The organism is Halorubrum wangae (assembly GCF_051194135.1).
GTDB lineage: Archaea > Halobacteriota > Halobacteria > Halobacteriales > Haloferacaceae > Halorubrum.
Window position 1 is genome coordinate 589,036 of record NZ_JBLZNH010000002.1, and the last position, 25,815, is coordinate 614,850.

Sequence of the window (25,815 nt, forward strand, 5' to 3'; positions counted from 1 at the left end):
GTCGCCTCCCGACTCCTACTCCTCGGCCGGTGACGGCGACAGCCGACCCGACTCCACCATCTCTTCGAGTGGATGGCCGGAGACGTCCGCCGGGAGGTCGACGCGGCCGGTCCGACGGACGGACTCGTACCCCGCGAAGATGATCTCCGTCGTGTTAAGCCCGATCCGGCCGCTGAGAACCGGTTCGCGGCCCTCTTCGAGCGCGTCGACGACCTCCGTGGCGGCCCGGTCCTGGAACGCCGACCCGTACCGGTCCTCCTCGGACCCGGTGGCGTGCATCGTCTCGCCGTCGACGTCGACGGCCCGGCGGTCGCCGCCGTGCGAGACGGCCAGCATCGGTCCGTCGTCGACGTCGATCCGGATCTCGCCCTCGGTGCCGCGGAGCACGAACGACGCGTCGGCGAAGTCGCTCCCCTCGCCGCCGGAGAGCACGCCGTAGACGCCGTTGTCGTACCGCCACTGCGCCCACATCTGGTTCTCTTGGTGCGTGCCGAACCGCACGTCCTCCGTCCGGTAATCGAGCGCGGCCAGCACCCACTCGGCGCCGCGCTCGTCGTTGAACATCCCCGCCAGATCGATCGTGTGAGCGCCCGTGTCGTAGAAGTCGCCCCACGTTATCTCGACCCGTCGCAGGGCCCCGATCTCGCCCTCGTCGAGGAGCCGCTTAGCCTCGACGAACGGCTTCCCGAACCGTCGCTGTCGGTTGAAGGTGAGCTGGACGTCGTTCCGCCGGCACTCCTGGACCATCGACCGCGCGTCGGTCCACGACGTGGCCATCGGCTTCTCGCAGTGGATCGCCGCGGCGGTGTCGCTCCGCGCGCAGCCGACGACCACGTCGTGGTGTACCGCCGGGGGCACCGCGACGGTCACCACGTCGGGGTCGAGTTCGGCGAGCATCTCCTCGTACGCCTCGTAGACGGCCGTCTCCGGGAGGTCGAACGCCTCCGCGAACGCGGCGCCGTTCTCGGGCACGATGTCCGCGACGCCGACGACCTCGCAGCGAGCGTCGTTCTCGAACCCCTCCGCGTGTCGATACCCCATCGCGTACCCGTCGACTGACGGGTTCTCCGGGTCGGGACCGGCGCCGATAACGGCCACGGTGTAAGTTGTCACGGGTTACGATACCTCACGTCGAAGCGGGTGAAAGTCTTTACGAACGGGGGAGGGCCGTACAGCTATACCGCCGGCGGTCCTCGGCGGGACACGTGCACGTACTCATCATCGGCGGGACCGGACTCATCAGCACGGCGATCACGCGCCAAGCGACCGCGGCGGGCCACGACGTGACCGTGTTCACCCGCGGCGAGACCGAGGCAGACCTCCCCGAGTCGGTCGACCGCATCGTCGGCGACCGCACCGATCGCGGCGCGCTCGAACGCGCTCGCGACGCGCTCTCGCTCGGCTGCGTGATCGATATGGTCGGCTTCGACCCGGCCGACGTCGACACGGCCGTCGACGTCTTCGCCGGCCACGTCGACCAGTACGTGTTCTGCAGCACCGTCGACGTCTACCACCGACCGGTGGAGACGATGCCGATCCGGGAGCGCGCCGCCCGCGAACCGGCGGTGAGCGAGTACGGCGCGGAGAAGGCGGCCTGCGAGGACCGCCTGTTCGAGGCCTATCGAACGCGCGGCTTCCCGGCGACGGTCATCCGACCGTGGCACACGTACGGCGGCGGCGACGGCCTCGTCGACACGCTCTCGACCGAGACGTACGTCGACCGCCTCCGGACGGGGAAGCCGATACTCGTCCACGGCGACGGCACCTCGGTGTGGGGGCCGTGCCACCGCGACGACGTGGCCGCCGCGTTCGTCGCGGCCGTCGGGAACCGAGAGGCCGTCGGCGAGGCGTATCACGCGACGGCGACCGAGCCGATGACGTGGAACCAGTACCACCGTCGCGCCGCGGCCGCGCTGGACGCGCCGGAACCGGACCTCGTCCACGTCCCGACCGACGCGCTCCGCGAGGCGGTCCCCGACCGGGTGGGCCCGCTGCTGGACCACTTCCGGTTCTCCACCGTGTTCGACACCAGCAAGGCCGAACGCGACCTCGGATTTCGACAGACGGTATCGTGGGAGGAGGGAGCGACGCGGGTCGTCGGCAGACTCGAAGCCGACGACGCGGTCACGGACTGGGACGCCGACCCGGAGTACGACGCGATCGTTTCGGCGTGGCGCGACGCGACGGCCCGGTTCGTCGCCGACGTCGAGTAGGGGGTATCCGGTCGCCGTCGACGGCGCGGACCCGCATGAATTATGCCGCGGTGCCGCGATGAGATCGTATGACCTCGTTCGGCTTCCAGCTCTACAGTTTGCGCGACGTCGACGACCCGCTCCCGACCGTCCTCGAACGCGTCGGTGAGACCCCGTTCGCCGGCGTGGAGTTCGCCGGCTTCGACGGCAACGAACCGGACGCGATGGCGGCGACGCTCGACGAGGTCGGCCTCTCGTGTGCCGCCGTCCACGTCCATCTCCACGAGATCGAGGCCGATCCCGCCGGCGCCGCCGAGACCGCGCTCGACGCCGGTTGTCGCGACGTGGTAGTTCCGTGGCTCGACCCCCGGCACTTCCAGTCGATCGCCGCCGTCGAGGCGGCCGCGGACCGACTCTCCGACGCGGCCGACGCGCTCGCGGCGCACGACGTCCGGCTTCACTACCACAACCACGATCAGGAGTTCGTCTCCCTCGACGGTCGCCCGGCGCTGACGCACCTCCTCGAAGCGACCGACGACGTCGGTCTCGAGTTCGACGCGGGGTGGGCCGGTTCAGCAGGCGAGGACCCGCTCGCGTACGTTTCCGCCCACGCGGACCGGATCGACCTCGTGCATCTCAAGGACTACGACGCCGCGGCCGGCGAAACCGTCCGGGTCGGCACCGGCGACCTCGACCTGACGCGAACCGTCGACGTGGTCCGGGAGAGCGGCGTCGACTGGCTCATCTACGAGGCGGAGGACGGCCCCGACACCTACGACACGCTCGACCACGCGGCCGACGTCGTCGAGGGGCTCCAGCGAGGCGGTCGGCTCGCGAGCGAGTCCGATCGGTGACGGAGGCGGCGTCCCGCCGGAGACGCTCCGTCACACCGTCGTCGTGGTCGTGTAGCCGTCGAAGTCGAGGATGACTCGCTGTGCGACGTCGCCGAAGACCGCCTTGCCGGTCGGGGACCGCGAGTCGCCGACGAGGAACACGTGGTCGCAGCCGTGCTCGTCGGCGGTCTCCAGTATCTGCTCCGCCCGCCCGTCCTCGGAGCCGACGCCAACCACAACATGAACGTCGACGTCGGTGTCGCCCGCCGCACGTCTAATAAAGGACCGCGCGTCCTCGGACGCGCCCTCGATGATGGACGAGTGATCGTACTCGACGTGCTCGATCCGACCGACGGCTTCGAGCGTCCGGACGCCCTCGTCGTACTCGTCGTCTTCGAGGTGCCACAGGACCACCAGTTCGCCGCTGCTCCCCTCGGCGTAGCTCATCGCCTCCGACAGCAGGTCGCGATGCGTCTCCGTCTCTCTGAGGCTCACGAGGCCGCGTTTCATACGAGGCACCCACCCGCGGCACGGATATAAAACCCGCCGACCCACAGAGCCCTTCGGAGGCGTCCCGCAGGGGTGACCGGGACGTTAATGACCGTCCGGCCAGAGCCACAGGTATGACGCTCAGAGAGACGCTCCTCGATGCGGTGTGCGAGCAGCGGAACCAGATGCCGCTGCTGCTGGCAGTCGTCATCGTCATGGGGCTTCTCCTCGCGTTCTCGCTGCTGTTCCTCGAGCCGGGAACCGCCGCCTACGTCATCGCGCTGATCGACGCGATTCTGGTCGTCGGCTGTCTCGTCGTCTTCAGCGTGGCCTACTGGTACTGTACCCGCCGGGCGATGTGAGCGCGCCTCGGTCTATCGCCGGATGAACGCCGCCGTCTCGTCGGCGAAGGCCGCGATCTCGTCGTCCTCGTCGCGCTCCGCGACCCGTTCGAGCGCCTCGACGTACGCCTCGTCGCCGAGGAGGCCGAACAGCCGAACTGCCCGCGCCCTGACGACGTTCGCCTCGGCGTCGAGCGCCGGCACCGCGACGTCGGCGACGGGTCGGACCGACTCGGGCGACTCCCGAGCCAGCGCACCGAGTACGTCCAGCGCCGCACCTCGAACGATCGCGTCGTCCGTGGCGGCGAGGTCGGCGACGGCGTCGACGTGGTCCGCGACGGCCGCCGGGGTGTCGTCGGCGACCGCGACGAGGACGTTCGACAGGAGCTCGCGGGCCTGTCGCCCGTACTCACGGCTCTCCCGGTCGCGTTGGCGAATCACCTCCTCGGTTCCCCGGTCCGTGACGTGGGCCGCGAACGCCTCGTTGTCGACCGCGGCCCGCGGCCCGTCGAGGCTCTCGATGAGTTCGCCGACGACCGAGGCGCACGCCGACGGTCGCTCCGTCGCCACCTCGGCCAGCAGTTCGGCGCCGGCCAGCCGGATGTCCGGCAGGTCCGACCGCGTCAGTACGACGACGTCGTCGACGATTCCGGTGATGGCGTCCGGGTCGGCCGCGGCTATCTCTTGGAGCGCCGAGGCGGCGGTCTGGCGGACGCCCGCGTCGTCGTCGCGCAACGCCGATCCCAACGCGTCGACGAACGGGCGAATCCTGTCGACGTCGGTCCCGGCGAGCGCCACGCAGACGTGTGCTCCCCGCTGACGGACCAGCGAGCGCTCCGATTCGAGCGCGGCACGGACTTCGTGCGGCGGTATCGATTCCGGAGCGACGTCGTCCAGGACCACCGATTCGAGCGGCGAATCGCTACCGGTCATACGCTCCTGGTTCCGCGGCGACCATCAAATACGTGCCGGTCACTGACACGCAGCGGCGGGACGGCCGACGCCCGCTCGGACCGTCCGACCGGTTCCGGTGGGGATCGGAGGCGACGTGCGATTAATAAACGATATTGACACGACTTACTTCCGAGCCAGTGAGATCGAAATCGCAGCACTGCAAGACTGTCGAATTACTTTATAAGTGTTATGTACGCGGTATCTTATAAGATATCTTGGTGTTCGTTTATCACCCGCGTTCGCTTCGAGAACGCCGAAACTCGTTCGGACCGACGCCCGAGCGACACCGGGCGAGTAACGTAACAAAAGTACGGCTGTTATTCTATTTCGGACGAACGCCCACTTACGGCGTCACCGACGCCTCCGTTCGCACCCGACGACGGACGGCACGGTTCTGCACGAAAGGGGAAACGACCGTCGGAGAGCGACGGATCTCCGCCGGTGCGAGACCGCTATATCTCGCTGATACGCTCGTACTCGTCGGAGAGCGCGGCCGCGTCCTCGGGGAGCAGCGCCACGACGAGGTAGCTGGCGTAGTCGTCGAGGTACGCGACGAGCTTCGCGATGCGCTCGGAGTCGATCGCCTCCAACGAGTCGAGCAGGACGAAGGGAACCGTCTCGTACACGTCGTGGGCGAGGTAGCCGGCGAGGGCGAACACGAGTCCGGTCACTTCCCGTTCGCTCTCTGAGAGGTGGTCGACCGTGTCCTCGTAGGCCGCGCCGGACTCCGACGTTCGGACGACGTGGAGTTCGAACGCGCTCTTCGTCACCTTCCGCCGCCCTTCGCGGACCTCTCGCTCGACCTGTTCGATCCAGATCCGATCGAGGTTCGCGTAGTCGAGGAGTTCGAGCACGTCGTCCATGTGTTCGTTGAACTGCTCGATTGCCTCCCGTTCGATACGCTCGATCTTCGTCCGGAGCGACGCAATCTCCTCCGAGAGGTCTTCCCGCCGGCTCTCGAGGTCGTCCTGGTCGGCGATCCGGTCTTCGATCTCCCGGACGTTGGCGTCGACGCGCTCGAAGTCGTTCTCCAGTTTCCCGAGTTCGTACTCAAGTTTGTTCGCCTCCTTGTGGAGGTCGAGCACCGTACTGTAGTCCTCGTCTTCCAGTTCTTCCACTTCGGCCTGGAGCGTCTCTATCTCGTCGGTCAGGCGCTCGCGACGCTCCCGGAGCTGCTCGATGCGCGCCTCGATCTGTTCCTGCTCGTTCTCGATCGTCTCGAGCCGTCGGTTCAGCCGCTCACGCTCCCGTCGTGCCTGCTCGAGGTCGTCTTTTTCGTCGCGGAGCGCGTCGATCTCGCCTTCGAGGTCGTTCGCGTTCCCGACCTCCGTCTGGCTGCGCTCTCGTAGCTGCCCGAGGGTGGCTTCGATCTGCTCCCGTTCGACCCTGCTGCCGCACGTCCAGCAGCCCACCTCGTCGTCGCCGAGCAGCTGCCCGGTCACGTCGTCGGCGTCCGCGTCGGCGAGTCCCTCGAACGCGGTCGAACCGGACGAATCGAGCATCTTCTCGTTGAATTTGATGACGCTCTGGAGCTCGTTCACCTCGGTCTCGACCCGCTGGCGTTTCTCACGCAGTCGCCGGATCTCGGTGTCGAGTTCGTCCACCTCTTCCGTCGGTACCTCGGGGAGCTCGGCCAGCTTCTGCTCGACCTCTCGTTGGTCGCGAGTGGTCGCCTCGAGCGTCTCCTGCTCCGTCTCGAGCTCATACCGGACGTCGTCGAGCGTCGACCGCTTCTCCCGGAGCGCTTCGAGCCTGTCGTCGAGTTCGGACTGCTCTTCGCGGGTCTCGTCGACGTCGGCGTCGGCGGCCGCGAGCTCCGCTTCCTTCGCTTCGAGCTCGGTCTTCTTCTCCTCTATCCTCGCTTTCAGGTCGGTTCGTTCCTCTTCTAACGCGGGCAGCTTCCGTTTGAGCGCTTCGAGCTCCTCAAGCTCAGATTCGAGAGACTCACGCTCGTCGACGAGGCCGTCGATCTCCGACTGGATCTTCTCGGTGTCGATGGGCCCCATGATGACCTCTCGGAGGTCGGCGCCGACGGCCACCGCGCGGCGGGCCTCGTTCGACTCGAGGAGAAACGCGAACAGGTCCGCGAGGGTCGGGTCGTCGAGGTACGGTTCGCCCGAGGCCGTGACGCCCCCTGCCCGCCGACTGAGCCGTCGCGTGTACGTCTCGTCGCCGAGCGCGAGTTCGACCTCGGCCTCGTCGGCGTCGCCTCTGACCGAGACGTTCTCGCTCCCGAGCGCGGCCATCAGCGCTTGGAGGAACGAGGTTCGGTTCGTGGCGTTCCGCCCGACGAGCACCGTCACGCCGGGCGAGAACTCGACCGTCGTCTCCCGAATCCCGCCGACGTTTTTCGCCTGGAGGGTGGCGGTGTCAGTTTCGTCTTGCGTAATCTCCATTGTGAACATATGTATTCGGTACTAAAATAAATGTTAACTCTGCGGGACCACGGGTCGCGGCGGTCCACGCATGCACACCAGAACGAATATTGACGACCAGTGGACCGTTGTGCGACCCGTCTCACCGTCGAGCGACCTCTCCAGCGCGTTCGGCCTGCCGAACTGCGTTGCCCCAACATTCCTGATACGTGGTGGCATACCAATGCTTATATTCCTCCTCTAAGCTCTTTGAGCTATGCGATCTGACCCAACTGCGATCGTCACGGGGGGCGCGGGTGGTATCGGACAGGCAATCTGTGTCGAACTTGCCCGCCGCGGGGCCTCGATCGTCGTCGCCGACCTCGACGAGACGGAGATGCAAGAGACGAAGGACCGAGTCGAAGCGATCGGCCAACGGTGTCTCGTCGTCGAGACCAACGTCGCCTCCGCCCAGAGCGTGGCGGAGACGGTCGAACGAACCCTCGACGAGTTCGACACCATCGACTATCTGATCAACAACGCCGGCATCGCTGGGCCGACAGCGCCGTGCGAGGAGGTCACCACCCAGGAGTGGGAGCAGACGCTCGCCGTGAACCTCAACGGCCCGTTCCAGATGTGTCGTGAAATCCTGCCTCACATGAAACAGAACTCGTTCGGTCGGATCGTGAACATCGCGTCGGTCACCGGAAAACGCCCCCTGCCGAACCGGACGCCTTACGCGACGAGCAAGATGGGCCTCATCGGACTCACGCGGACCCTCGCTGCCGAAGTTGGGGAGGCAAACATCAACGTCAACGCGATCTGTCCCGGATCGGTCGACGGCCCCCGAATCAAGCGGGTGTTCGAGCGTCACGCGGCCCAGACCGGACAGAGCTACGAGGACGTCCGCGGCGAGTCCGAGCGTGAAGCTGCCCGCGGCGAACTGGTCCGCCGCGAAGACGTCGCCGACCTCGTCGGGTTTCTCTGTTCGGAAGACTCGGAGCGCATTACGGGCCAAGACATCAACGTGTCCGCCGGTAAAGTGATGTACTGACCGTCAGGCTGCTCCCACGAAATTGCCGTAGAATCCCCCGCACTCGGTCGCTTGACGGGCCGTCAGCTACTCGAGCCCGCTTGGTTAGGTGCGAGCGTGGCCAACGGTGCAATTGTGGGCGTGATCGATGTCGGCCCGTGGCTCGTCGTCGAGAGGCCGTGGTGACACCGGGACGCAGGCGGCCACTCTCGGACGTTCGTCTCCTCGCCGACGGTGCCAGCCTCTCCATCACCTCGGAGACGGACGACCGGTCAGAGGCTCGGCCGAGCCTCCATGTGGCCGTCGCTCCGTTACGAGGAACACTCACAACCGCCGCGTTCGAGGAGCTCTTCGACCTCGTAGCGGGCTCCGCAGTCCTCACAGAGCACGTTGATCTCCGCGAACACCCGGAACTCTCCGAGGCGGATGTGGTCGGCGCTCTGCAACTGCTTCAGTCGTCCCTCCGTCACCGTCTTCGTCCGCCCCCGGAGTCGCTGGATGTTCTCGCCTTCGACGACCGTCCGAGGGCGGTCGTCGGTGGCGTGTTCGGCGCCGCGGTCGTTCTTCAGATACGTTCTGATCGCCTGGTATGTGACGAAATCGCTCTGGAGGCGTTCCACGTCCACCCCGTTGCGCTCGAGGCGGCGGCGGGTCCGCGTCTCGTCGGCGCTGCCGACGTCGTCGTCGGTCAGCAGGCGGTAGGTGTTCTCGATCTCGCCGGAGAGCGGTTGCATCCCCGCCTCCGTCATCTTCGTCTCGAGCAACCGCTGGTTGAAGTGGTCCGCGAGCGCGCGCAGGCTCAGCCGGTCGTCGCCGTCCGATGTCCACCGGCGCTCCATTTCGGGGCCGAGCGTCGCCAACTCGTACTCCTCGATCAGTCGGACCACCTTCGTCCGGCGACCGCTCCCACCGTCGCTCGGTTCGTCTGCATCGCCCATACCGGCTGAACGCGGACGGGCGTCAATAGTCTTCTGGGGCCGACCGACCGCCGAACTGGCGAAGGGTCCGGACGCGACGGCGTCGCGCTCCCGACCTCGTCCGTCGAGTCACCACGGCTCGTCGCTACCGACCTCGTCACAAAAGCGGTGGACAGTGCCATCCGAATTGCCGCATATTTATAACTATTCAGTCATATATTTTCTTTTGATACATATGTCAAAAATGACCCGCACATTCGTTGTCGCACGGTCTCCGAATGCGATATCCGATCGTCGGTGACCTCCGCTCGCCAGAGTCACGATTGATGGTCTGATTCCGGTGTATATCGCGTTTTCTCTGTTCTCGTAACCGCGACTGCTTCCTGAAATAGGCGTACTCGGATCGTCGTTTCGTCCTCGATAGATCGGATCGTCTTGCTCCCGTTAGAATCTGGTTTGGGTGCCGTGAGCGTCGTTTCCCGCCGAACGGTTCAGGTCGAGACGAGACCGACGGTGTCCATGCGGCTTCGCTCGCGCGACCGCTTTGTGTCCCGCTCTATTATATATCAATATTCTGTGGAAAGATGTATATTTAAATATAGTTGACTATATGTCGGCGTGGCGAGACCAGACGAACGACTTCGATCCGTGCCGCTGTCGACGCGCCCGGCCGTCGGCCGTCTGCTGCGTCCACACCGAACGTCGACTGCTCACCGGACCGCCCGCCCGAGAACGGCGTCCGCGGCGACGACGGTCGCAACGACGACCGCGAACCTGGCCACCACGCCCGCGTCCGTGAACGTGCGCAGGGCGACGAGCGCGACGAGAGCGACCACGGCGGTCCCGATCAGCACCGGATTCTCGCGAGAGAGCATAGTACGAGTCGAGAGGGCCTGTGGAAGTATCTCCCGGAAGTCGGTCTCCGACACTCGGCGCGCTCCTCACGACATCCGTCTGCGTGGGGCCGTCGTCGCGGAGTCGAAATCGACTCGAGAAACCACATCTTCGGTCGCTCTCCTCCGACAAAGCCGCGTCGACGCCGTCCGACGTCCGCCTCAAAGCGACTGCGCGAGCAACACCACGTAGATGACGGCGTTGTACACGCCATGTGCGAGTCCGGGTACGACCACGTTCTCAGTGTGCTCGTACAGGACGCCGAGGACCGAGCCGAGCACGACGACGACGGCGACGTACGCCCACCGCTGGCCGGGGGTCCCGGAGACGGAGGGCAGGTGAACCAGTCCGAACACGGCGCTCGCGATCAGAACCGCGGGCGCGGCGTCGAACGCGCGCCGGAGTCCGCCTTGGACGACGCCGCGGAACAGCGCCTCCTCGACAGGGCCGACGACGAGCAGCGACACGGCGACCATGACGAGGTAGTACGTCACCGGGTCACCGTCGGGCACGACGGCTTGGTTCTGTCCGGTCGTGAGTCCGACCTCCCCCAGCACGAACAGCGCGCCGTACTGGAAGGCGAACAGGGCGACGCCGCCACCGAGGACGAGTCCGATGTCCCGGAGCGTCAGTTGAGAGACGGGCACGAGTTCCCACTGGTCGGTGATGGCCAGGTACCCCACGACCGCGGCCAGGAAGCCGGCGAACTGCAGCAGCGTCCGGAGCACCTGCAGTCCGGTCGTCCCCTCCGAAACGAGCCCGACCGACACGGCGAACTCGGAGGCGGGCGCCGTCACCGCGCTCGCGACGAACAACGCGAAGACGACCGCGAACGCCGCGCTGGCGACGCGAAGAATCTGATTCACCGGTTCGGACGGCGTCTCGCTCATCGTCGGGGGTACGACTCGCGGCGGTTTATCGCCACCGGAAGGAGACGGAATCGCGCCGGCTCGCACGCGGCTATCCGTGGCGATTCAGGACCGTTCGACCCGCAGTTCGCGTTTATCGGCCACGGCGTCGGCCTCGGGGAAGTCGCCACCGCCGAGCAACCCCCGCGCCGCCTTCTTCCCCCACTCGACCGCCGGCTGGGTGAACGTCGAGACGCTCGCGAGTTCACCGTACAGCACGCAGGCGGCCTCCATCCCGTAGAGGAGTTCGCCGAGGCTCCGCTCGTCGACGCGGTCGATCTCGACGCGCAGGTTCGGGACGCCCGCGGCCGCGAGGCTCGCCTCCGTCGCCTCGAACTCGGCGTCCAACAGTTCGCCGAGCGACGAGCCGCCGAGGTACGCGAGACCGTCGAGGTCGGTTTCCGGAATCGCGGTCTCGGCGCGCTCGGTCGGTCGGATCAGCGAGACGAGTTTGTCCGGCGGACCGGCGCGGTACAGCTGAAGCTGCGAGTGCTGGTCGGTCGCGCCGAGCGCCCGCGCTGGGGTCTGGCCGAGCCCATCCTTCCCGAGGCTTTCGGCCCACAGCTGCGCGAACCACTCCGCGAACGTCTCCAGCGACTCCGCGTACGGCATCACGGCGTTCGTGAGGGCGCCGCGCTCGGCGAGCGCGTACGTCGCCGCGCCGTAGGCGTACGCAGGCGACTCGAACAGCGAGTCCGACAGGCCCTCCATGCCGTCCCGCCCGCCGGCGAGCACGGCCTCGATGTCGTGGCCCTGCAGCGCTGGCACCGCGAGGCCGACCGTCGAGAGCGCGGAGAAGCGCCCCGGTACCCCGTCCGGCACGTCGAGCGCGGGGAGGTCGTGGGCGTCGGCGAGCGCGCGGAGGTTCCCCTCTTCGCCGGTGGTGACGAGGGTGCGCTCGGTCCAGTCGACGCCCGCCTCGGTCATCGCCTCGCGGACGACGAGGAAGTTCGCGAGGGTCTCCGCGGTCGTCCCGGACTTCGAGACGACGTTGACGACGGTGTCGGCGAGCGGGAGGTCGTCGAGGAGCGCGTCGACCGCGTCGGGGTCGACGTTGTCGAGGAAGTACGCGTCGACGTCGCTGTCGAGCGCGTTCGCGAGCGTCGCCGCGCCGAGCGCGCTCCCGCCGATCCCGACCGTCAGGACGGCCTCCGGGCGGTCGAAGCGGTCGGTCGCCGCGCGGATCGCCTCCGCGTCGGTCGTCTCGGGAAGGTTCAGGGCCGCGTAGCCGAAGTCGTCGTCGGCCATGCCGGCGGCGATCCGGTCGTGCGCGGCCGCGACCCGGTCGTCGAGACGCTCCAGCGTCTCGGCGGTGAGTCCCGGCGTCGTCTCCAGTGCGTTGCCGAGGTCGACATGCATACCTCACAACGCGGGCGAACACGGCTTAAAAGTGGCAGGTGTGGCGACCGTCGAGAGCCTCCGGCGCCGCGGGGGTCACTACCGCGACCGGTCTCAGTCGGCGGTGAGAACCGACTCGTCGTCGCCGAGCGCGGGGCGACCGAACCACTGGTCGAACGAGAGCGGGCCGGAGCCGAGCGTGAAGACGGCCGACGCCATCCCGAACAGCGCGACGTGCGCGAGGACGGGGTCGTCCGGGAGCCCGAACAGCGTCGTCGTGAACAGGACGAACGAGAGCGCGGCCGCGCCGCGGGTGAAGAAGCCCGCGATCAGCGCCAGCCCGACCGCGACCTCGGTGACCCCGGCGCCGACGACCCACAGTCCGGGGTCGACCGGGACGACCGAGGTGAGGTCGTACTTCTCGACGACCTGCAGTGCGCTGGCGGGGTCCGCGAGCTTCTGGATGAGCCCGAGGTAGACGAACGAGGCGCCCATCCCGACCCGGAGGACCGTCGGCACGTAGCGGCGCAGGGGTGTAGTGGACTCGTCTAAGAACCGCTTCAGGTGCTGGACGGGATCGATCCGACCGTAGTACGACCCAGGTGTGCTCGCGACCGCTAACAGCATTTCGTCGGCGCTGGGTCGCCCCCCGCCGAGGATCAGCAGCGCGACGAACACGGGGACGTACTCCACGGCGAGGAAGACGAGCGGGTCGACGGCGAGGAGGACCCACGCGTACGCCAGCAGGCCGACCGCAGAAGCGATCCGCGTCGCGAGCCCGAAGAGGACGAAGAAGCCCAGCGCGATGAAGAGGACGCGGAGGAGCGGGCTCGATCCGGGGTCGAACGCAAGCGTCGGCGCGAACAGGTATCCCTGAAAACCGGCGCCGACGAGAGGGAGACCGACGGCGAGCCGCAGCATCCACGGGACGAGGTCGCCGTAGCCCGCGAGCGTCTCGCGGAGGACGACGACGTCGACGATGGTCGGGCGTATCCGGAGGTAAACGGCGAGACCGGCGACTCCGAGGAGGCCGGAGCCCGCGAACAGCACCGCGTTGACGGGGTCCGACAGCACCTCGGCGGTGAACGCCACCGCGTCGAGCGGGTCGCCGGATCCCTCGGTGACGTAGTCGATGTGGGCCGCGACCGGTCGCGCGACGAGCGTCGCGAGCAGGGCGAGCGCGGCCGTAACGACCGTTCGGGAACGAGCGGACATACTTCCGGTACGGACTGCACGCACCTAACAGTATTTCTTCACGTACGTTCGGGTGCAACCCTGAGACGGTCGTTTTCTTGGGTTCGGCGGGTCTCCCTACGGCGCGCGGGCGACGACACCGAACGTCTCCGTGCGCGTCGCCTCGGAGACGACCTCGAACCCCGCGGCCTCGAGCGCCGCGACCGCGTCAGCGGCGGCGAACCGCTCGTCGACCGGCGGCCCCTGTTCACCCTCGCCGTCGGCAGTCCAGTCGAACGTCACGACGAGCCCACCCGAGCGGACGACGCGCGCGACCTCCGCCATCGCGTCGTCGCTCGCGAACTCGTGGTACGTCATCGTGGAGAAGACGCCGTCGAGTTCGCCGTCCGCGAACGGGAGATCAGCCACGTCGCTCGCGACGAGTTCGACGTTTTCCGGCGTCCCCTTCGCGCGGTACTTGTCGTGCATCTCGGGCTGCACGTCGACTCCGTAGACGGTCTCGACGTGCGGCGCCACGTCGTCGGTATAAAAGCCCGTGCCGCTGCCGAGGTCGGCGACGACCGCGGCCTCGGCCTCGACCAGCGGACCGACAAGTTCCTCCGCGGAGACCCAGCGATAGCGACCGGGACGCTCCAGTCGCCCCGCCTGCTCGGCGTCGAACGTGTGAAAACCCATGCGCGGTCTTGGGTGTCGAGTGCTAAAACGCGTCCGGTCGGGGTCAGTCACCGCTCAGGGGCGCCCTCACCACTCCGCGTCGAGGGCGTCGATCAGCCGGTCGATCTCCGACTCGGTGGAGACGGCGTGGACGGACGCGCGGATGGCGTCCGGATGCGGCAGCGAGCGCACGACGATGTCCCGCTCTGCGAGGCGTTCGACGGTCGCGTCGGGGTCGTCGACGTCGATTGTGACCAGCCCGCTCTCGAACGCGCGCGGGCTCAGAAGTCTGTCCTCGGGTACGCCGTCTTTGAGGCGGTCGGTGAGCAACTCGATCCGAGACTCGATCGCGTCCAGCCCGACCGCATCGATCGCGTCGAGCGCCTCGGCGAGGCCGACGTGGGCGGCCGCGGTCGTGGAGCCGACCTCGAACCGCTTGGCGCCCGCCTTGTACTCTATCTCGTCGGCGTTCGGGTCGTCGACGCTGCGGTACCCCACGGCCCGGGGTTCGAGGTCGTCGGCGGCCTCGCGGTCGACGTAGAGGAAGCCGGCGCCCCACGGTCCGAGGACCCACTTGTGGCCCGCGGCGGCGACCGCGTCGGCGTCCCACGCCGAGACGTCGAACGGCCCCTGTCCGGGCGACTGGACGGCGTCGACGAGCGTGAACGCGCCCGATTCGTTCGCCACCTCGACGAGGTCGGCGACGGGCAGCCGCGTCCCGTGGGTCCACGTGATCGCGCTGAAACAGACGAGGCGCGCGTCGGCGACCGCCTCGGCGTACTCGTCGCGGTCGACGCGACCGTCCTCGGTCTCCAGCACGCGGACTTCGACGCCCTCGCGTTCGAGCCGCTTCCACGGGAGGATCCCGGCCGGGTGTTCCAGGTCGGTCCGGACGACGACGTCGCCCGGCTCCCAGTCGATCGCGCCGGCGATCCGATTGATCCCGTCGGTCGTGCTCTCTGTGAGGGCAATATCGTCGGCCTCGGCCCCGACGAACGCGGCGATCCGCTCGCGGACCGACTCGTACGTCTCGAAGGCGTGCCCGTAGGGATCGGTCGCCGCCGAGCCGTACTCGTGGTCAGCGATGAATCCGGACGCGGCCTCGACGACGTACTCGGGGCTCGGCCCGTGCGCGCCGAAGTTGAAGTACGCCGCGTCGCCCAGCGCCGGCACATTCGCGCGAAGCTCTCGCGGCGTCATCGCCTCGCCGTCGAACTGAAGGGGCATTCAGGCGGTGTGCTCCGCGATCGCGCCGGTCAGTGCGTCCTCGCTCTGTGCGCCGACCATGCGGTCGACGAGCTCGCCGTCGGCGAACACGAGCAGCGTGGGGATGCCCTGGACGCCGTACTCGGCCGCGAGCGCCTGGTGAACGTCGACGTCGACCTTCACGACGGCCGCGTCGGTCTCCGCGGCGACCGCTTCCACGGCGGGCTCCATCATCTGACACGGGCCGCACCAGTCGGCGTAGAAGTCGACGAGGACGACGTCGTGCTCGGCGACGAGGTCGTCGAAGTCGTCGGGGTCGGACAGCTGGATCGGCTCCGCGGGAACGGATTCTGTCGAACTCATACCCACCCGTACGTCCCCGGCGCTGATAATAGTTTTGGGTACTACGCACAATACTGTGTGGGCGAGTGTCACTGATCGCCTAGCCGAGCCGGGGGAGACGTTGCCGACAGTCATTAGACGGTGAGGCCGCCTCGTTGGAAGCAATGACTGACGCGACGCCGCACGACGACCGACGGCTGGCCCGGCCGCACCGCGCGCGACTGCTCGCGACGCTCCGCGTGCAGTACCCGGACGTGCTCGCCAACCGCGGGTACCGACTGCTTCACCCGGAGACGGGAGATCGCTACACCGGTGACAGGCGGCATCTCGTCGCCACTTGTCGGTCGGTCGCCAACTTTGCGCTCGGCGCCCTCGCGGACGGCCCGGAGTGGTGTCTCCCGGCCGCGGAACACGGTCTGACGTTCCTCGAGGAGGTCCATCGGAGCGACGACGGCGGCTACGACCTCGTCGTCGCGGCCGACGGCGACCCTGTCGACCTGACCAAGTCGGCGTACGGACACGCGTTCGTCCTGCTGGCGTACGCTCGTGCGGCCGACGCCGGCATCGACGGCGCTCGCGAGGGGCTCGCCGCGACGCACGCGCTGATCGAGGAGCGGTTCCGCGACGACGCCGGCCTGCTGCGGAGCGACTGCGACGAGGACTGGGCCGAACTGGAGCCGTACCGCGGACAGAACGCCAACATGCACGCCTGCGAGGCCTACCTCGCCGCCTACGAGGCGACGGGCGAGGCGGCGTATCTCGACCGGGCGCGCCACATCGCCGCGGCGATCACGGTCGAGTTCGCGGCGGCGACGGACGGGCTCCTGTGGGAGCATTACACGCCCGAGTGGGAGCACGACTTCGCGTACAACGAGGACGAGCCCCGCCACCAGTTCCGACCGCCGGGCTATCAGCCCGGCCACCACGTCGAGTGGGCGAAGTTCTTGGCGCTCCTCGACCGCTACGACGCGGAGGCGCCGTCTGAAGCCGGCGCCGCAGGCGACGACGCCGGCCCGGACTGGTACGAGCGCGGGCTGGAGCTGTTCGACGCCGCGGTCGACCGCGGCTGGGCCGAGAACGGGTTCGTCTACACCCACGCTGCCGACGGCTCCCCGCTCGTCGAGGACCGGTACGGCTGGGCGCTCGCGGAGGCCATCGGCGCGGCCGCGGCGCTCGCGGAGCGCGCGACGGCGCGGGGCGACGCGGACGCCGCCGCGAGACTCCGCCGCTGGCACCGTCGGCTCCTCGTCAGGACGGACCTCTTTCGCGGCCCGGCCGGCGTCTGGTACGAGAAGCGGTTGCCGGCGGACGCCGACGGGGACCTCGTCGCGCCGGAGCCGCCGGGCGTCGAGCCCGACTACCACCCCGCCGGCGCGTTCTTCGAGAGCTGGCGGTCGGCGCGGCGAGAGTCGTGACGGTCCCAACCACTGCGTCGACCGCGGCGAGGCCCGCGGCATCACAGCCTGCTCGAAAATAACACCGCGCGGTCACCGCGGGACGACGGCTACTTCTCCGACTTCGCGTCCGCGTATCGGTCGGGCAGGTACGGCGTCAGCACCGCCGGCACCAGGGGGATCACGAGGGCGGCGAGCTCAGCGAGGTGCCGGCGGAGGACGGTGTACACCGCGGCGACGACCAGCGTCCCGGCCACGATCAGGCGGAGCGGCCCGTCGAGCAGGTAGAGGAGCGGGAGGGAGAACCCGACCGAGAGCATGAGGTCCTCGGCGGCGCCGTCGTACCTGACCCCGGCGCGCGGCGCGATCCAGCGCCGCCGGTAGTGGTCGTACACCGCGCGGTCGGAGTTCCCTTCCCAAGGACGCAGCTCCAGCCCGCCCCCGAACATGTCCGAGACGCTGTGAAGCGCCGCTCCGAGGACGAACAGGGCCGCCGCGACGGTTATCGTAGACGGTGCGGCCAACGCCGCGACGGCGAGGACGCCGCCGAGCGCGGAGTAGTAGACAGGGTAGTGGAGGGTCTTCCGGTGGCCGACGTACAGGTCGAGGTCGGGGAAGAGCCCACCGAGGAAGCCCGCGACGAGCCCGACGCTCGCCAGTTCCGGCGCCACGCGCACGAGCGGCGCGGCGAGCAGCATCCCGGCAAGAACGTGAGTCGGGAGCATCATTGTGGCCAATTGAAAGCGACAGAAATATAAGAACGTGTCGGGCAGTTTGGTACCGATCCTCACACGCCCCCGGGCGACCCAGGCAACGGTACGTGTCGCGCCCGAACAGCCGTGAGTCAGATGTCTCGGCGCTCGAACAGCGCCTGTGAGAGGATCAGCAAGCCGACGAACGCGACGAGCAGGATGACCGAGTCGATCGGTTCGAACGATCCGTCGATGAGGATCGGCGTCGGCTCGTAGTACTGCGTCGGGCTCAGGTACTGGATCCAGTCGTACCCCTCGGCGCCGCCGACGACCGACTCGACGAGATACAGGACGAAGACGGTCCCGGCGGCGGCCCGCTCGGCGATCGCCGCGCGGTCGACGGCGACCGAGAAGGCGAGGCCGATCCCCGCACAGACGAGGAGGAACGGAACGGAGAGCAGGTGTGCGAGGAAGAGGTGATCGACCGCGATCGTCTCTCCCGCGGCGAGCACGAACAGGTAGATTATCAGGCCGCCGAGGGCGTTGACGGCGACCATGGGAACGAGCAGGGCGGCGAACTTCTCGACGAGCAGCCGGGACCGTGTGACGGGGAACGACAGGAGGAGGTCCATCCGCTCCGTCTCGATGTCGCGCGCGACGAGACCCCCGGCGACGTAGGCGAAGTACAATCCCAGCCCGAGCAGCCAGATGAAGCTGAACAGCTGCGCGCCGAGGAATCCCTCTATCGTGGACAGGTTCTGGATCCCGAACGCGTCCAGCATCGCCGGCGGCAGGTCCTCGAAGACGTCCTCGTAGTCGACGCCTTCCAGGACGGTGAAGTACCAGACGATGAACCCGGCGTACGCCCCCACGCCGGCCGTGAGGATCGCGGCGCCGCGGAGCCGCCGCCGCCCCTCGTACCGAACTGTCTCAAACATTCGTCGCCCCCGGACCGTCGCTCTCGCCCGCTGTCTGGTCGCTCTCGGCGTCGGCTTCGTCTTCTTCGCCGGTCGTCTCATCGTTCTCGCCCGTCACTCCGACGTTCTCGGTCCACGCTTCGTCGGTCGCGTCCGTTCCGTCTCCCGCCCCTTCGCCGCCGTAGTAGTGCGCGAACACGTCCTCGATCGGCGGCTCGCCGATCTCCACGTCGCGGACGTCGTGTTCGGCCAGTTCGCGGAGGAGCGCGTTGACGTCGCCGGCGTAGATGAACTGGACGCCCTCGGCGAACCGCTCGAGGCCGACGACGCCGTCGAGGTCGGCTATCGCCGCGAGCGCCGCGTCGCTCGCGTGGACCCGGACGTGTTTCCCGCCGCGGTGGAGCAGCGCCTGGACGTTATCGAGTTCGACGAGCGACCCGCCGCGGAGGATGCCGACGCGGTCGCAGACGCGTCGCACCTCGCTCAACACGTGCGAGGAGAAGAACAAGGTCGTCCCGCGGTCGCGCTCGTCCCGGACGAACTCGTTGAACGCCTCCTGTTTGAGCGGGTCGAGCCCCGCCGTGGGCTCGTCCATGATCACGAGGTCGGGGTCGTGCATGAACGCCTGCACCAGTCCGAGCATCCGCTTGTTCCCGGTCGAGTACTCGCGTATCGGTCGCTCGACCGGCGGGGTGAACAGCTCTAATAGCTCCTCGCGGCGGGTCTCGCCCTTCATCGCGCCGTGGTAGTCGAGCACCGCCTCACCGGTCGCCTCCTCGGTGAACCCGAGGTGAGCCGGGAGATACCCGACCCGTCGCTTGGCCTCGGTCAGGGCGGCCTCGTCGCGGATGTCGGCGCCGAGCACCGTCGCCGTTCCCGCGGTGGGCTTCAACAGCCCCAACAGCAGCCGTATCGTCGTCGACTTCCCCGCCCCGTTGGGGCCGAGGAAGCCGAACACCTCCCCGTCGTTCACCGCGAACGACACGTCGTCGTTCGCGACCACGTTCCCGAACTCCTTCGTGAGCCCGTCGACGACGAGGGGGTGGTCGGCCCCGTCGGAGCGAGGCGCATCACCGGACATAGAACCACCACGCGCCGGCGGCGACGACGACGAGGAGGACGATCAGCACGGCGGCCTCGATGGGCACCTCGCCACCGGACGTCTCGACGACCGACGCGGCGACTCTCGCAGAGTCTCCGTCGACGCGCACGCCGTCGGCGTCGGTGTAAGAGACGCCGACACTCGCCGGGTACCGAGTGGCCGGCGCGTCGGCGTCTACCGTGAGATCGAACGCGACGCGCCCCGTCTCTCCGGGCGCCAGCGTCGGGATCACGGTCGTCCGGAACTCGCTCTCAAGCGGTTGGTCGACGGTGAGGCGCAGTTCGACGTCCCGAAGCGTCACCTCACGGCGGTTCGTCACGTCGAGTTGCAACACGCCCTCCTCGCCGGCCTCGAACCGCGGATCGACCGCGGTCACGGTCACGGCGTCCCGGCGCTCGGCGATCGGAACGCGAACCGCGGCCTCGGTCGACCGCTCGGTGTCGGTGGCGCTCCGGTAGCTAGTCGAGAACATCAACTGCTGGGGGACCGAGTCCGCGTCCGCCGGGACCGCGCCCCGGAACCGGAAGGACGCACTCTCACCGGCGTCGAGGTCGCCGACGGCGTACCGGGGGCTGCGCGGGACGAACGCCCCGTCGCCGACCGTGAGGACGACCTCCCGAACGTCCGCCGGCCCGTCGTTGCGGACCGTCCCGCTGACGGTTCCGTTCTCGCCGACGCGGAGTGTCGAGTCGTCGACCGCGACCGAGAATGCCTGCTCCGCGCCTGGTCGAAGCCCGACTGCGATCCCCTCGTGAGCGTCGCGGATGCCGTCGACGTCGGTGTACCGGACGGTGCCGGTGAGGTCGAACGACTCGGCGGCGGCGTCAGCGCTGACGCGCGCCGGGAACTCGACCGTTGCGTTGGCTCCGGGGGCGAGCCGGTCGATCCGCGCGGTGTTCCGCTCCGTCTCACCGAGCGTGACGTCCGGTCCGTTCGCGACGAGTTCGACCGAGAGGTCGCGCGCAGGCTCGCCGCCGACGTTGGTCACGGTCGTCGCGAGCGTCCCGGCGTCGCCGATCTGCACGTCCGTCTCGACCGTCCGAATCTCGAACCGCGGCGCGTCGTCGACGGTCACCGATACCGACTCGGTCCGGGTCCGCGTGCGGTCCTGCACGACCCCGCTCCGCGGCGCCGAGAGGGACGTGTACGAGTACGTGAGCCGCACGTCGAGCGAGTAGCGTCCGGGTGCCGCGTCGGCCGGGACCCTGATCGATATCGGGACTTCGCGAACCGCGCCCTCGCCTATCGATCCGGCGGCGAAACGGCCCGTCTCGACGACCAGCGGCGAGTCGTCACTCCGGACGGTGACCACGACCGCTCTCGCGGTCGTGACGGTGGCCCGGCGGGCGTCGTACCCCGCGTCAACCTCCCCGTCGTTCGCGATCTGTAGCGTGAGGTCTGTCGCCGTCCCCGGCGACACCGTCGAATCGGGGACGTACACGTCCAGTTCGGGCTCGCCGCGGACGAACGGCTCCTCCTGCGCGACGGCGAAGCCGGCGAACGCTCCGACGCAGAGGACGACGACGGCGACGACGGCGAGGGCCGGGAGTCGGCGGGACATTCACTCCCCCGACCCGGCGGTCGCGGCGCGTCTGTCGGCCGGTCGAACCGAGACCGTCCGACCATGCTGCTCAGATGTCATGTTATCTTCTCTGCCCGCCGGTCATATATGTTTACGCGTGGCGGCCTTTCGAGTAAGCTCGATTCGGCTCGACCCACTCCGAGTCGGTCAGAGGGCGGGACGAGGCGCTTATTTCACTGGAACCGAGTGTCGGTGTATGCTTATGACGCCGGGGCCGACCGCGGTCCCCACCCCCGTCCGCGACGCGATGAGCCGCGAACTGATCAACCCCGACGTGGACCCGGAGTTCAACCGGATCTACGATCGCCTCACGGACCGGTTGGCGACCGTCTACGGGGTCGACGCCACGGACGGCGCCGACGGGTCCGCTCGCGACGTCGTCGTCCCCGGCGGCGAGGGAATCCTCGGCCTGGAGGCCGCCATCGCCTCGCTCGTGAAACCCGGAACCGAGGTGCTCTGTCTGTCAAACGGGCTCTACGGTGACGGCTTCGCCGACTTCGTCGAGTCGTACGGTGGCGAGGCGACGCTCGTCGCGGCCGACTACGACGAGTCGCTCCCGCTCGCCGAACTGGAATCGGTCCTCGCCGACGACGAGCGCGACTTCGACGTCGCGACGCTGGTTCACTGTGAGACGCCGACGGGGACGCTGAACGACCTCGGTCCCGCGCTGGACCTGCTGGCGGAGGCCGACGGAGAGACGCTCACTGTCGTCGACGCCGTCTCCTCGCTCGGCGGGGTCCCGGTCCCGACCGAGCGCATCGACGTGTGTCTGGGCGCGTCCCAGAAATGCTTCAGCGCGCCGCCGGGGCTCACCACGGCCGCGATCAGCGACCGCGCGTGGGACGCGATGACGGACCGGGATCCGCACTCGCTGTACACGAACTTCCTGCCGTGGCGCGACACCAGCGAGGGGTTTCCGTACACTCACCTCACGACGGAGGTCGTCGCGCTCGACGCGGCGCTCGGCCTGTGGCTGGAGGAGGGGCTCGACGCGGTTCGAGAGCGACACGCAACGGCCGCGGCGCGGTGTCGCGAGCGCGGTGTGGAGTTGGGACTGGATCTCTACTCGGCGCCCGAGCGCGCGTCGCCGACCGTGACCGCCTTTTATATGCCCGGCCGGGCCGGGGAGCTACAGGAGCGCCTGCGGGAGGAGCACGACGTGCTCCTCGCGACCGGACTCGGCGACCTGGCCGGTGACATCCTGCGTATCGGACATATGGGCCACTGCGCTCGGGTCGAGCGCGTGGACGAGACGATGGACGCGCTGGCGGACGTCTTATAAGTAGTCGGCGTCGCGGCCGGCCCGTCGCCCGGTCGCCCCGGAACGAGTCGCTTTTCTCCCGAGGCGGGTCAGGTCAATCCGACTCGTGGACGACGACCCCGGACCCGGAAGCGACGCTCTCGACGACCCGGTCGACGACCCGGACGCGCCGAGCGACGCCGCTTCCGATGCCGTCCCTGACGACGAGCGCGAGGCGCTCGTCACGATCGCTCACGGCGCGGTCGTCACCTCGGGGGGCGTCTCCGGGCAGCGGGCGCTGACGGCCGCGACCGAGTTCGCCCTCGCGCGCGGGCTCGGTCCCACGGCGTACGGCGTCTACGCGCTGGCGTGGCGGATCGCCCAGCTCCTCTCGCGGCTCGTCACGTTCGGGAGCGTGCCGGCGCTTCAGCGGTACCTCCCCGAGTACGCGGACGACCCGGCGCGGCGAGGCGTCGTCGCCGGGCTCGCGTACGCGACGACGCTCGGTTTTGGGGCCGCCATCGCCGCGGGCGTCTGGCTGGCCGCGCCACGGATAAACGATCTCACCGTCAGCGAGCCAGCGTTTCCCGGCGCAATGCGGGCGTTCGGGTTCCTCGTCGGGCTCCTCGGTGTCGTGATGGTCGCGTCGGCGGTGTTCCGCGCGGTCGGCTCGGCCCGCGGCGAGATCGCCTTCAACAAGCTGCTCAGACCGGGTGTCCGGCTCGTCGCCGCGGTCGCGGCGCTCGCGCTGGGGTACTCCGTCGCCGGCGTCGCCGTCGGAATCGTCGCCGCGACCGCGCTGCTCGCGGCGGTCGCCGTCCCGCTCGTCGCGCGGGTGACCGGAATCCTCCCGTCGCTCCGGGGCGCTCGCCGAGAGGCGCGGCGCTTCTACGACCACGCGGCCCCCGTCGCGATGAGCAGCCTCGGGAAGGTGTTTCAGAACCGCGTCGACGTGTTGCTCGTCGGCGCGCTCCTGACCGCGACCGCGGCCGGGGTGTACAACGTCGTACTCGTGTTTATCGCGGTCGCGTGGATCCCGCTCATGTCGTTCAACCAGCTCCTCCCGCCCGTCGCCTCGGAGCTGTACGCGAGCGACGAGACGGCGACGCTGAACGCGGTCTACACCTCGGTGACCCGCCAGATCGTGACGGCCGTCGTCCCGATTCTGGCCGCCCTCGTGGTGTATGGACGCGAACTGCTCGGGCTGTTCGGTGACCCCTACGTCGCGGGATACGTCCCGCTCGTAGTGTACCTCGGCGGGGTGTTCGTCGGGAGCGCCGTCGGTGCGACGGGGTGGCTCCTGATGATGACCGACCATCAGTACGCCCGGATGGCGCTCGACTGGCTGCTCGCGGTCCTCAACGTCGGGCTGACCTACGCGTTCGTCGTTCGGTTCGAGCTGGTCGGCGCCGCGCTCGGCACGTCGCTCGCAATCGCCGTCCAGAACGGGGTTCAGGTCGTTCTCCTCCGCCGCTTCGAGGGACTGTGGCCGTTCGATCGGACGTTTCTCACTCCGCTCGCGGCCGGCTGCGTGGCCCTCATCGCGATGTGGGCGGTTCGCGCGACCGTTCCCGGCGGGGCCGCGGTAATCGCCGGCGTCGTCGTCGGAGTGGCGGCGTACGCGGCCGCGCTCTCCGTCCTCGGCGTTGACCCCCGAGACCGGCTGGTCGCTCGCCACCTCGCGACGCGATACCGCGCGGCACTCGCTCGCCGACTCGATCGGTGAGCGAACCGCGGAAGCCGGCGAGCGAGGTGGAAGGTCCGACGAACGTCGCGCGGCCGTACGGCAATCCTTTATTAGTCGACCGGTGCGTAGCGGAGTCCATGATAACGATCGAACGCGGGTCGCCCGGCTCGGCTCGCGTCGCGATCGTCGGCGGGATCCACGGTGACGAGCCCGCCGGCGAGCGGATCGTCAGGCGGCTCGCCGCCGACCTCGACGGGGAGGGGACGGGGAGCGGAGGCGTTCGACTGATCGTCGCCAACGAGCGGGCGCTGGCGGCGGGGACGCGCTACACGGACGCGGACCTGAACCGCGTCTTCCCGGGCGATCCAGACAGTACAGAGTATGAACGGACGCTCGCGCCGCGCCTCGCGGCCGAACTGGAGGGGATGGACGCGGTGCTCGCGCTTCACAGCTCTCACAGCGCGCCGCCGCCGTTCGCGATCTACAGCGACCCGACCGAGTCGGTTCGTCGGAGCGTGACCGGAATGCCGGTGGAGTACGTCGTCGACTCCGGTAACCTCCGTTCGACGACCCTCGACTCCGTCGTCCCGCACACCGTCTCGCTTGAGGTCGGGAGACAGGGGAGCGAGGAGGCGATCGAGTTCGGCTACGAGGCCTGTCTGGCGTTCCTGCGGGCGCATGGTGCGCTCGACGACGAGCCGCCGACGTTCACGGAAACGACGGTCGTCGCGGGCGACGAGGAGGTACCGAAGGGCGGGGGCGAGCCGCACGTCTACTTCGCGAACTTCGAGGAGATTCCGCGTGGCGCGGTGTTCGCCGAGGACGACGTGTACACCCACCGCGTCGAGGAGGACGGGGTCGTTCCCATCCTCGCGAGCGAACACGGGTACGAGGAGATATTCGGGATCTACGGCCGCGTGCAGGGGACGATGAAGCCGTCGGCGCCGCTCGCCGACGGAACGGACGTTCAGGACGGGGAGACGGAACTCGTTGGAGAGGAGTCGACAGGAGACGGTTCGACCGAGAAACCGGCAGAGTAGTCCGAACTCACTTCGCGGTCGGCGTAACGTCGCCGACGGCGTCCATCACCTGCATCGCGGCGCTGGCGGCCAGCCCGCGAGCGACCTCGTCGGTGTCGGCGTCGGCGATCCCGGCCTCCAGTTCGTCGGGGTCCGGCGTGAAGCCGGCGGAGACGGGGTGGCCGGCCGGCGGGTTGACGGCGACGGTCGCTTGGGGGCCGTTCGCGCCGACAGACAGCTCGGAGCCGACCGCGTAGCTGTTCGGAAGATACGATTCGGTTCGCGAGACGATTCCGGCGACCGCTTGCCGAAGGCGCCGTTCCTGATCCGGAGAGAGGTCGACTGACGCGGGCTCGCCCGCGTTCGTCACACCCGGTGCCCCGGCATACGGGTTATTGCCGTTCATCGAAGACAAGACAGGTACGCGGAGCCAGTTAAAAAAGGCGTCGGCGGGGGCGATCCGCCGCGGCGCGGGCGCGACGGCCGACCCGTCGCCCCATCGAAAGACGTCGACGGGAACGGGCACGCATCCG

General features: G+C 68.6%; 25 protein-coding genes. 8 read left to right on the top strand and 17 right to left on the bottom strand.

Annotation, left to right across the window (positions count from 1 at the left end):
• Positions 1-15: 15 nt before the first annotated feature.
• On the bottom strand, positions 16-1,113 hold the full coding sequence (locus tag ACNS84_RS08105; RefSeq protein WP_435074339.1) for a Gfo/Idh/MocA family protein: 1,098 nt from the start codon (positions 1,111-1,113) through the stop codon (positions 16-18).
• Positions 1,114-1,205: 92 nt separating this feature from the next.
• Here ACNS84_RS08105 and ACNS84_RS08110 point away from each other — a divergent pair, with 92 nt between their 5' ends.
• Positions 1,206-2,213 carry an NAD-dependent epimerase/dehydratase family protein gene (locus tag ACNS84_RS08110; protein ID WP_435074340.1) on the top strand — a complete coding sequence of 336 codons (1,008 nt, stop codon included), beginning with the start codon at positions 1,206-1,208 and terminating at the stop codon, positions 2,211-2,213.
• Between the two features lie 68 nt (positions 2,214-2,281).
• Positions 2,282-3,046 carry a sugar phosphate isomerase/epimerase family protein gene (locus tag ACNS84_RS08115; protein ID WP_435074341.1) on the top strand — a complete coding sequence of 255 codons (765 nt, stop codon included), beginning with the start codon at positions 2,282-2,284 and terminating at the stop codon, positions 3,044-3,046.
• A gap of 30 nt (positions 3,047-3,076) precedes the next feature.
• On the opposite strand, the gene ACNS84_RS08120 is transcribed toward ACNS84_RS08115, so the two are convergent.
• Positions 3,077-3,535, bottom strand: coding sequence for a universal stress protein (locus ACNS84_RS08120; protein WP_435074342.1), 459 nt, complete (start codon positions 3,533-3,535; stop codon positions 3,077-3,079).
• 113 nt (positions 3,536-3,648) lie between these two features.
• Here ACNS84_RS08120 and ACNS84_RS08125 point away from each other — a divergent pair, with 113 nt between their 5' ends.
• The gene (locus ACNS84_RS08125) at positions 3,649-3,876 is read left to right on the top strand and encodes a hypothetical protein (RefSeq protein WP_435074343.1); all 228 of its coding nucleotides are present in this window, start codon (positions 3,649-3,651) and stop codon (positions 3,874-3,876) included.
• A 12-nt stretch (positions 3,877-3,888) separates the two neighbouring features.
• Here the strand turns inward: ACNS84_RS08125 and ACNS84_RS08130 are convergent, their stop codons facing one another.
• Positions 3,889-4,788 (bottom strand): hypothetical protein, encoded by a 900-nt coding sequence (locus ACNS84_RS08130; protein ID WP_435074344.1) that lies wholly within the window; start codon positions 4,786-4,788, stop codon positions 3,889-3,891.
• A 473-nt stretch (positions 4,789-5,261) separates the two neighbouring features.
• Entirely contained in the window at positions 5,262-7,205 is a 1,944-nt protein-coding gene (locus ACNS84_RS08135; RefSeq protein WP_435074345.1) for an archaea-specific SMC-related protein, read from the bottom strand.
• A 235-nt stretch (positions 7,206-7,440) separates the two neighbouring features.
• Here ACNS84_RS08135 and ACNS84_RS08140 point away from each other — a divergent pair, with 235 nt between their 5' ends.
• Complete coding sequence (locus ACNS84_RS08140; RefSeq protein WP_435074346.1) at positions 7,441-8,217, top strand: SDR family NAD(P)-dependent oxidoreductase; 777 nt, start codon at positions 7,441-7,443, stop codon at positions 8,215-8,217.
• 290 nt (positions 8,218-8,507) lie between these two features.
• On the opposite strand, the gene rdfA is transcribed toward ACNS84_RS08140, so the two are convergent.
• The 8 genes from rdfA to trxA all read right to left on the bottom strand — a co-directional run bounded on the left by rdfA (position 8,508) and on the right by trxA (position 15,670).
• On the bottom strand, positions 8,508-9,134 hold the full coding sequence (gene rdfA / locus ACNS84_RS08145) for a rod-determining factor RdfA (protein WP_435074347.1): 627 nt from the start codon (positions 9,132-9,134) through the stop codon (positions 8,508-8,510).
• A 689-nt stretch (positions 9,135-9,823) separates the two neighbouring features.
• Positions 9,824-9,988 (bottom strand): DUF7987 family protein, encoded by a 165-nt coding sequence (locus tag ACNS84_RS08150; RefSeq protein ID WP_435074348.1) that lies wholly within the window; start codon positions 9,986-9,988, stop codon positions 9,824-9,826.
• A gap of 180 nt (positions 9,989-10,168) precedes the next feature.
• Positions 10,169-10,897, bottom strand: coding sequence for a CPBP family intramembrane glutamic endopeptidase (locus ACNS84_RS08155; protein ID WP_435074349.1), 729 nt, complete (start codon positions 10,895-10,897; stop codon positions 10,169-10,171).
• A gap of 84 nt (positions 10,898-10,981) precedes the next feature.
• Positions 10,982-12,274, bottom strand: a complete 1,293-nt coding sequence (locus ACNS84_RS08160) for a phosphoglucose isomerase-related protein (protein ID WP_435074350.1) — start codon at positions 12,272-12,274, stop codon at positions 10,982-10,984.
• A gap of 93 nt (positions 12,275-12,367) precedes the next feature.
• Positions 12,368-13,468, bottom strand: coding sequence for a DoxX family protein (locus ACNS84_RS08165; RefSeq protein WP_435074351.1), 1,101 nt, complete (start codon positions 13,466-13,468; stop codon positions 12,368-12,370).
• A 96-nt stretch (positions 13,469-13,564) separates the two neighbouring features.
• The gene (locus tag ACNS84_RS08170) at positions 13,565-14,122 is read right to left on the bottom strand and encodes a class I SAM-dependent methyltransferase (protein WP_435074352.1); all 558 of its coding nucleotides are present in this window, start codon (positions 14,120-14,122) and stop codon (positions 13,565-13,567) included.
• Positions 14,123-14,188: 66 nt separating this feature from the next.
• A complete protein-coding gene (locus ACNS84_RS08175; RefSeq protein WP_435074353.1) occupies positions 14,189-15,328 on the bottom strand; it encodes an aminotransferase class V-fold PLP-dependent enzyme in 1,140 nt (379 codons plus the stop codon).
• Positions 15,329-15,670: a thioredoxin gene (gene trxA / locus ACNS84_RS08180; RefSeq protein WP_435074354.1), complete on the bottom strand. Its 342-nt coding sequence runs from the start codon at positions 15,668-15,670 to the stop codon at positions 15,329-15,331.
• 143 nt (positions 15,671-15,813) lie between these two features.
• Between trxA and ACNS84_RS08185 the strand changes: the two genes are divergently transcribed.
• Positions 15,814-17,064 (top strand): AGE family epimerase/isomerase, encoded by a 1,251-nt coding sequence (locus tag ACNS84_RS08185; protein WP_435074355.1) that lies wholly within the window; start codon positions 15,814-15,816, stop codon positions 17,062-17,064.
• An 89-nt stretch (positions 17,065-17,153) separates the two neighbouring features.
• On the opposite strand, the gene ACNS84_RS08190 is transcribed toward ACNS84_RS08185, so the two are convergent.
• The 4 genes from ACNS84_RS08190 to ACNS84_RS08205 form a co-directional block, all read right to left on the bottom strand.
• Entirely contained in the window at positions 17,154-17,771 is a 618-nt protein-coding gene (locus ACNS84_RS08190; RefSeq protein ID WP_435074356.1) for a metal-dependent hydrolase, read from the bottom strand.
• A 116-nt stretch (positions 17,772-17,887) separates the two neighbouring features.
• Positions 17,888-18,673 (bottom strand): DUF2705 family protein, encoded by a 786-nt coding sequence (locus ACNS84_RS08195; RefSeq protein WP_435074357.1) that lies wholly within the window; start codon positions 18,671-18,673, stop codon positions 17,888-17,890.
• Positions 18,666-19,733 (bottom strand): ABC transporter ATP-binding protein, encoded by a 1,068-nt coding sequence (locus ACNS84_RS08200; protein ID WP_435074358.1) that lies wholly within the window; start codon positions 19,731-19,733, stop codon positions 18,666-18,668. Before ACNS84_RS08200 ends, ACNS84_RS08195 begins: the two co-directional genes overlap by 8 nt.
• Positions 19,723-21,315, bottom strand: coding sequence for a COG1361 S-layer family protein (locus ACNS84_RS08205; RefSeq protein ID WP_435074359.1), 1,593 nt, complete (start codon positions 21,313-21,315; stop codon positions 19,723-19,725). Before ACNS84_RS08205 ends, ACNS84_RS08200 begins: the two co-directional genes overlap by 11 nt.
• 217 nt (positions 21,316-21,532) lie before the next feature.
• Between ACNS84_RS08205 and ACNS84_RS08210 the strand changes: the two genes are divergently transcribed.
• From ACNS84_RS08210 to ACNS84_RS08220, 3 genes are all read left to right on the top strand, one after another.
• On the top strand, positions 21,533-22,618 hold the full coding sequence (locus ACNS84_RS08210) for a pyridoxal-phosphate-dependent aminotransferase family protein (protein WP_435074360.1): 1,086 nt from the start codon (positions 21,533-21,535) through the stop codon (positions 22,616-22,618).
• 85 nt (positions 22,619-22,703) lie between these two features.
• Positions 22,704-24,302, top strand: coding sequence for a lipopolysaccharide biosynthesis protein (locus ACNS84_RS08215; protein ID WP_435074361.1), 1,599 nt, complete (start codon positions 22,704-22,706; stop codon positions 24,300-24,302).
• 98 nt (positions 24,303-24,400) lie between these two features.
• The gene (locus ACNS84_RS08220) at positions 24,401-25,303 is read left to right on the top strand and encodes a M14 family metallopeptidase (RefSeq protein WP_435074362.1); all 903 of its coding nucleotides are present in this window, start codon (positions 24,401-24,403) and stop codon (positions 25,301-25,303) included.
• Between the two features lie 7 nt (positions 25,304-25,310).
• Here ACNS84_RS08220 and ACNS84_RS08225 read toward each other — a convergent pair whose 3' ends face one another.
• Positions 25,311-25,688, bottom strand: a complete 378-nt coding sequence (locus ACNS84_RS08225; RefSeq protein WP_435074363.1) for a DUF5811 family protein — start codon at positions 25,686-25,688, stop codon at positions 25,311-25,313.
• Positions 25,689-25,815: the final 127 nt, after the last annotated feature.

What these genes read in the sequence shown, in the direction of transcription:
- ACNS84_RS08115 (WP_435074341.1), top strand. Translation starts at nt 2,282, where the DNA reads ATGACCTCGTTCGGCTTCCAGCTCTACAGTTTGCGCGACGTCGACGAC.
- ACNS84_RS08120 (WP_435074342.1), bottom strand. Translation starts at nt 3,535, where the DNA reads ATGAAACGCGGCCTCGTGAGCCTCAGAGAGACGGAGACGCATCGCGAC.
- ACNS84_RS08125 (WP_435074343.1), top strand. Translation starts at nt 3,649, where the DNA reads ATGACGCTCAGAGAGACGCTCCTCGATGCGGTGTGCGAGCAGCGGAAC.
- ACNS84_RS08130 (WP_435074344.1), bottom strand. Translation starts at nt 4,788, where the DNA reads ATGACCGGTAGCGATTCGCCGCTCGAATCGGTGGTCCTGGACGACGTC.
- ACNS84_RS08135 (WP_435074345.1), bottom strand. Translation starts at nt 7,205, where the DNA reads ATGGAGATTACGCAAGACGAAACTGACACCGCCACCCTCCAGGCGAAA.
- ACNS84_RS08140 (WP_435074346.1), top strand. Translation starts at nt 7,441, where the DNA reads ATGCGATCTGACCCAACTGCGATCGTCACGGGGGGCGCGGGTGGTATC.
- rdfA (WP_435074347.1), bottom strand. Translation starts at nt 9,134, where the DNA reads ATGGGCGATGCAGACGAACCGAGCGACGGTGGGAGCGGTCGCCGGACG.
- ACNS84_RS08150 (WP_435074348.1), bottom strand. Translation starts at nt 9,988, where the DNA reads ATGCTCTCTCGCGAGAATCCGGTGCTGATCGGGACCGCCGTGGTCGCT.
- ACNS84_RS08155 (WP_435074349.1), bottom strand. Translation starts at nt 10,897, where the DNA reads ATGAGCGAGACGCCGTCCGAACCGGTGAATCAGATTCTTCGCGTCGCC.
- ACNS84_RS08160 (WP_435074350.1), bottom strand. Translation starts at nt 12,274, where the DNA reads ATGCATGTCGACCTCGGCAACGCACTGGAGACGACGCCGGGACTCACC.
- ACNS84_RS08165 (WP_435074351.1), bottom strand. Translation starts at nt 13,468, where the DNA reads ATGTCCGCTCGTTCCCGAACGGTCGTTACGGCCGCGCTCGCCCTGCTC.
- ACNS84_RS08170 (WP_435074352.1), bottom strand. Translation starts at nt 14,122, where the DNA reads ATGGGTTTTCACACGTTCGACGCCGAGCAGGCGGGGCGACTGGAGCGT.
- ACNS84_RS08175 (WP_435074353.1), bottom strand. Translation starts at nt 15,328, where the DNA reads ATGCCCCTTCAGTTCGACGGCGAGGCGATGACGCCGCGAGAGCTTCGC.
- trxA (WP_435074354.1), bottom strand. Translation starts at nt 15,670, where the DNA reads ATGAGTTCGACAGAATCCGTTCCCGCGGAGCCGATCCAGCTGTCCGAC.
- ACNS84_RS08185 (WP_435074355.1), top strand. Translation starts at nt 15,814, where the DNA reads ATGACTGACGCGACGCCGCACGACGACCGACGGCTGGCCCGGCCGCAC.
- ACNS84_RS08190 (WP_435074356.1), bottom strand. Translation starts at nt 17,771, where the DNA reads ATGATGCTCCCGACTCACGTTCTTGCCGGGATGCTGCTCGCCGCGCCG.
- ACNS84_RS08195 (WP_435074357.1), bottom strand. Translation starts at nt 18,673, where the DNA reads ATGTTTGAGACAGTTCGGTACGAGGGGCGGCGGCGGCTCCGCGGCGCC.
- ACNS84_RS08200 (WP_435074358.1), bottom strand. Translation starts at nt 19,733, where the DNA reads ATGTCCGGTGATGCGCCTCGCTCCGACGGGGCCGACCACCCCCTCGTC.
- ACNS84_RS08205 (WP_435074359.1), bottom strand. Translation starts at nt 21,315, where the DNA reads ATGTCCCGCCGACTCCCGGCCCTCGCCGTCGTCGCCGTCGTCGTCCTC.
- ACNS84_RS08210 (WP_435074360.1), top strand. Translation starts at nt 21,533, where the DNA reads ATGCTTATGACGCCGGGGCCGACCGCGGTCCCCACCCCCGTCCGCGAC.
- ACNS84_RS08220 (WP_435074362.1), top strand. Translation starts at nt 24,401, where the DNA reads ATGATAACGATCGAACGCGGGTCGCCCGGCTCGGCTCGCGTCGCGATC.
- ACNS84_RS08225 (WP_435074363.1), bottom strand. Translation starts at nt 25,688, where the DNA reads ATGAACGGCAATAACCCGTATGCCGGGGCACCGGGTGTGACGAACGCG.